Origin of the sequence: Methylobacterium sp. B1 (genome assembly GCF_000333255.1) — a bacterium.
GTDB lineage: Bacteria > Pseudomonadota > Alphaproteobacteria > Rhizobiales > Beijerinckiaceae > Methylobacterium > Methylobacterium fujisawaense.
This window is the reverse complement of sequence record NZ_BACT01001018.1, coordinates 1-4338: the sequence shown is the minus strand read 5'-3', so window position 1 is coordinate 4338 and position 4338 is coordinate 1. Positions and strand designations below refer to the sequence as shown.

Below are 4338 nucleotides of genomic sequence, written 5' to 3'. Positions count from 1 at the left end.
GATGCCCGGCCCCCGAGAAGGATGCCGCCATGGCCCGGTTCGCCGCCGGGGAGACCAAGCTCCTCGTCTCGACCACCGTGGTGGAGGTGGGCGTCGACGTGCCCGAGGCGACCATCATGGTGATCGAGCACGCGGAGCGGTTCGGGCTGGCGCAGCTGCACCAGCTCCGCGGCCGGGTCGGGCGCGGCTCGAAGGCCTCGTCCTGCCTGCTGCTCTACCGGGGCCCGCTCGGGCAGGTGTCGCGGGCCCGGCTCGAGATGATGCGCGCGAGCGAGGACGGGTTCCGCATCGCCGAGGCCGACCTGAAGCTCCGCGGCGAGGGGGAAGTGCTGGGCACCCGGCAATCCGGCATGGCCGCGTTCCGGCTCGCCCGCCTGGAGAGCGATGCCGCCCTGCTGGAAGCCGCCCGCGACGATGCCCGCATGATCGTCGAGCGCGACCCCGGACTGAAGAGCCCCCGCGGGCAGGCGCTGCGGGTGCTGCTCTACCTGTTCGAGCGCGAGGCTGCGATCCGCTTGATCGGCGCCGGATGAACGGTTTCGTTCAGGAAAGTCCGGTGTTCCTGAACGGTGGGGGCGGGAATCGCCCTCGCTCGGCTAAGCCGGGAGGCCGATGCCGCAATGTCACAGGCTCTCGGGAAAGACCAATCTTATCAAGAACTTGTTGGGATTAGGCGGAAGCTTGGCCGCGTCTTGGCGGCGGCCCGGCAGGCTCCGGACAGGCCGCGCGATCTTGCATCAGCCATATTCTTCCCTTAACTGGAGATGAACGAATGGCCCGGTAAGCCGGGACATCACGGACGAATCTGGAGGACGGACATGTCGAACGGACTGTTCCAAAACCTGCCGGGCTCCCACGAGATGGCCGGTATCCAAGCCCTGCCGACCGAGCCCTGGCTGCTGCCGATCTCGGATCGCGCCGCCGAGGCGGCCGGCAAGACCGCGGACGAGTTGCAGGCCGCCGTGCGGCGGGCCGCCCGCCCCTTCTGGCTGGCCGCCAACGGGCTGTGCATCGCGCTGGGTCTCGCCCTCACGCTCCAATGCGCCGCCGGCTGGGGGCCGACGCCCCCCCGCAGCGCCGTGACGGTCGCGCAGGCGACCCCGCCGACCATCGCTCCGCAGACGGCTTCGCTGCAGCGCTGAGCCGCCGCGGAACGGACGGGATTTCCAAGGCATTCCAGGCCGGTCCGCACCTGTGCGGGCCGGCCTTTTTCGTCCGCCCTGCAGGCGGCATCGGCCCCGCCTTCAGGGGCTTTCCGAGGGAGACGACGCAATCCGGCGGCGCGTCACGCCGCGCGGGCGGCCGCGACCGGGTCGCCGTGTTGCGCGCGTTGACGGGTCGGTCTCGGAGCCGGGCGGGCGCCGCGCCCGAAGCGGGCCTGGCCCGGAAGCGCGGCCTCACGCGTCCTGCGGCTCCCGACGCGACACCGTTCCGCCGGCCTGCTGGGCCGTCCGCAGGGTCGCCGCCATGGCGTTGAGGCGCCCCTGCGGATCCTCGGGCTGGATCACCCCGGCCGACATCACCAGCTTGGCGGCGTCGTCGACGCTGATGGCGAGTTCCACCACCTCGGCGCGGGGCAGGTAGAAGAAGAAGCCCGTGGTCGGATTGGGGGCGCAGGGCAGGAAGACGCCGACGAGTTCGTCGGCGGGGGCGCCCCGGGCGCGCAGCGCGCCCTCGACCTCGTGGCCGGCGGGAGCCGACAGGAAGACCACGGACCATGTGCCCTTCACGGGGAACTCCACCAGCCCCACCGTGCGGAACGACGTGCCGTTGGCCGAGAACAGGGTCTCGAAGATCTGCCGCAGGCCCTTGTAGAGGCCGGAGATCACCGGCGTCCGCGCCAGCAGGACCTCGCCGAACTCGATCACCGAACGGCCGACGAGGTTGGCCGTGAGGAAGCCGAGCAGCGTGACCGCCAGGAAGGCGATCACGAGGCCGAGGCCCGGGATCGAGAACGGCAGGTAATGGTCCGGCAGGTAGCTCGCCGGCACCAGCGGCTTCACGAACGAATCGATCAGCGCGATGAACCACCACGTGATGTAGGCGGTGATGGCGAGGGGGCCGGCGACGATGATCCCGGTGAGGAAGTAGGTGCGCAGCCGGCCGCGCGCGCTGACCCGCGTCTTCGGGGCGCCGCCGCCCGCGGCGGCGTCGGGCTCGGGAATCTGGATCGGCGGGGGAATCGGCGGGGGACTCGGCGCCACGGGTGCCCTCTCGGCCGCACCACGCGCGGCGATGAAGCTGCGGGGATCGTCCCCCGGGAGCAGAGGTAGCGGTTGCGCCTGTCCGCCTCAGGGCGGCCCCCGGTCCCGGCGACCCTCAGGCCTCCGGAGCGGGCTGCCGGACGGCGGGTGCCGGCATCGCGTCCCGGGGAATCACGGCGCCGCGATGCCCGATCACCGCCCCGGCGAGGCGATGGGCCTCGCCGGCGGCGGCCTCCGGTGCCAGCCCGGCGATGCGCGCGGCGAGATAGCCGGCCGCGAAACTGTCGCCCGCGGCCGTGGTGTCGACGACCCGCACCGCCGGCCCGGCCGGCACGGCGGTGTCGGCCGCCCCGTGCAGCACCCGGGCGACGGGCCCGGATCCGCTGGAGGCCTTGAGCACGATCTCGGCCCGACCGCGATGGCGCAGCACCTCGTGCGCCCCCGCCGCGCCGAAGAGCCAGTTCAGATCCTCCGCCGAGGCGAAGATCAGGTCGGCCAGCGCCAGGGCCGCGCGGAAGGCCGCTCGGGCCTCGTCGTGGTCGGGCCAGCCGCGGGGCCGGTAATTGGTGTCGAAGGCCACCCGACCGCCTCGGTCCCGCAGGCGCGCCAGCGTCCCGAACAGGGTGGCGCGCCCGGTCTCGCCGTAGAGCGAGAGGCTGATGCCGGACAGGTAGACGAGGTCGTAGCCGGTCAGTGCCGCCTCGGTCTCGGCGGCGCCGGGCCCGGTGAAGAGGTCCCGGGCCGCGGCGCGATCACGCCAGTAGTGGAAGCTGCGCTCGCCCGCGGCATCCGTGCGGATGATGTAGAGCCCCGGCATCCGGCCCGGCAGCCGCCGGACCCGGTCGAGGCCGATGCCCTCGCGGCCCCAGGCTGCCGCCATCGCGTCGCTCCAGACATCGTCGCCCAGCGCCGTCACGTAATCGACCCTGACGCCGAGACGCGCGAGATAGAGCGCGGTGTTCAGCGTGTCGCCGCCGAAGCCCTGGACGAGGGTCCCGTCCGGGCGTTCGGACAGCTCGACCATGCACTCGCCGATGCAGGCGACCCTCATGCGGTTCCTCCCGGTGTGCGGCCCACCTCCCCGCATTGTTCGGCCCGACCTGTCAACCGTCCGCCGGCGCGGCCGCACCGGATCCCGGATCCGCGCCCCTCCGTGCGGACCGGCGACCGATTGAACACGCGACCATGGCCGCCGGCGCGAGGTGATGAGAATAAATATTTGCTCCGTAATATTTATGAAATCGTCTTGTGGCCCGGCGTATTAAAATATCTTTGTTACGAATATGGATCGCGATTTATCCAATATTCAGTGAATAGCTCGGGGAAATATGGTGTCGCCAAGCCTCTTGCTCGGAATAGATCCAATGTTATCGCGGATGATCATTGTTTTGAAACATGCGTGAGCGAGACACGGTGCCAACTTTTGCGGGTGCACTGATCGAGAGCCGGTCGCGATGCGGTTCAGGCGGCGCGCCGCGGGGGCGGATGAGGGTTCCGCAGGCGGAATGTCCGTGTAGCGGAGCGTGGCAGGCGCAAGCTCGCAGGTCATGGGCTGCATCACGATGATCTGGGTCGGATTGGATGGGAATGCTGTATTGTAAAATAGATTCCGCAAAACATTTTACATTATTGCTTGAACATTGAGCTTAATTATGAATTAATCGCAATAAAAATCCCTTGTTCGGATGTGTGGAACGATGATATGGTCCGCGCGGTGCTGAGATGTTCCATACTGCTTTAAGCGCTCTGACATTTTCTTCGGGAGAGTTCCTGACTCTCACGGAAAGTCGTGGGATGAGCGGTGCGTGGAGCTGGGTCTTCGCGGGTGGGGAGCAGATCTGGTCTCCGGGATTCTACCGGTTGCTCGGTCTGGTGCCGAATGCCGCGAAGGCGCGCTATGACCTGCTGCTCAGTCTGATCCACCCGGAGGATCGGCACCTGATGCCGGCGCTGACCGATATCCGGCAGGGGCATGTCCCGCGCGAGGTCATCGTGCGGGTGATCCGGCCGAACGGCACGGTTCGCACCCTGTCGCTGACGATGGAGATCCGGTTCTCGACGGAGGGGCGCCCCGTCGCCCTCAACGGCACGGCGCTCGACGTGAGCGACCGGAAGCAGCTGGTGCGCCTGCCGC

Annotated in this window: 5 protein-coding genes; 3 read left to right on the top strand and 2 right to left on the bottom strand. The window is 69.1% G+C overall.

Annotated features, from left to right (window positions below; translation table 11 throughout):
* Window positions 1–533, top strand: a 533-nt coding sequence (locus I53_RS28310; RefSeq protein ID WP_286009595.1) for a helicase-related protein, incomplete at its 5' end; no start/stop codon positions are given.
* Window positions 534–818: 285 nt separating this feature from the next.
* Window positions 819–1142: a hypothetical protein gene (locus I53_RS28305; protein ID WP_043357302.1), complete on the top strand. Its 324-nt coding sequence runs from the start codon at window positions 819–821 to the stop codon at window positions 1140–1142.
* 255 nt (window positions 1143–1397) lie between these two features.
* Here the strand turns inward: I53_RS28305 and I53_RS28300 are convergent, their stop codons facing one another.
* Window positions 1398–2204 (bottom strand): DUF502 domain-containing protein, encoded by an 807-nt coding sequence (locus tag I53_RS28300; protein WP_374701387.1) that lies wholly within the window; start codon window positions 2202–2204, stop codon window positions 1398–1400.
* Window positions 2205–2319: 115 nt separating this feature from the next.
* Window positions 2320–3255: a sugar kinase gene (locus I53_RS28295; protein ID WP_043357298.1), complete on the bottom strand. Its 936-nt coding sequence runs from the start codon at window positions 3253–3255 to the stop codon at window positions 2320–2322.
* 743 nt (window positions 3256–3998) lie between these two features.
* Between I53_RS28295 and I53_RS28290 the strand changes: the two genes are divergently transcribed.
* Window positions 3999–4338: PAS domain-containing protein (locus I53_RS28290; protein WP_251982483.1), on the top strand; the 340-nt coding region annotated here is incomplete at its 3' end.

Coding starts and splice junctions, on each gene's coding strand:
- I53_RS28305 (WP_043357302.1), top strand. CDS start 819: ATGTCGAACGGACTGTTCCAAAACCTGCCGGGCTCCCACGAGATGGCC.
- I53_RS28295 (WP_043357298.1), bottom strand. CDS start 3,255: ATGAGGGTCGCCTGCATCGGCGAGTGCATGGTCGAGCTGTCCGAACGC.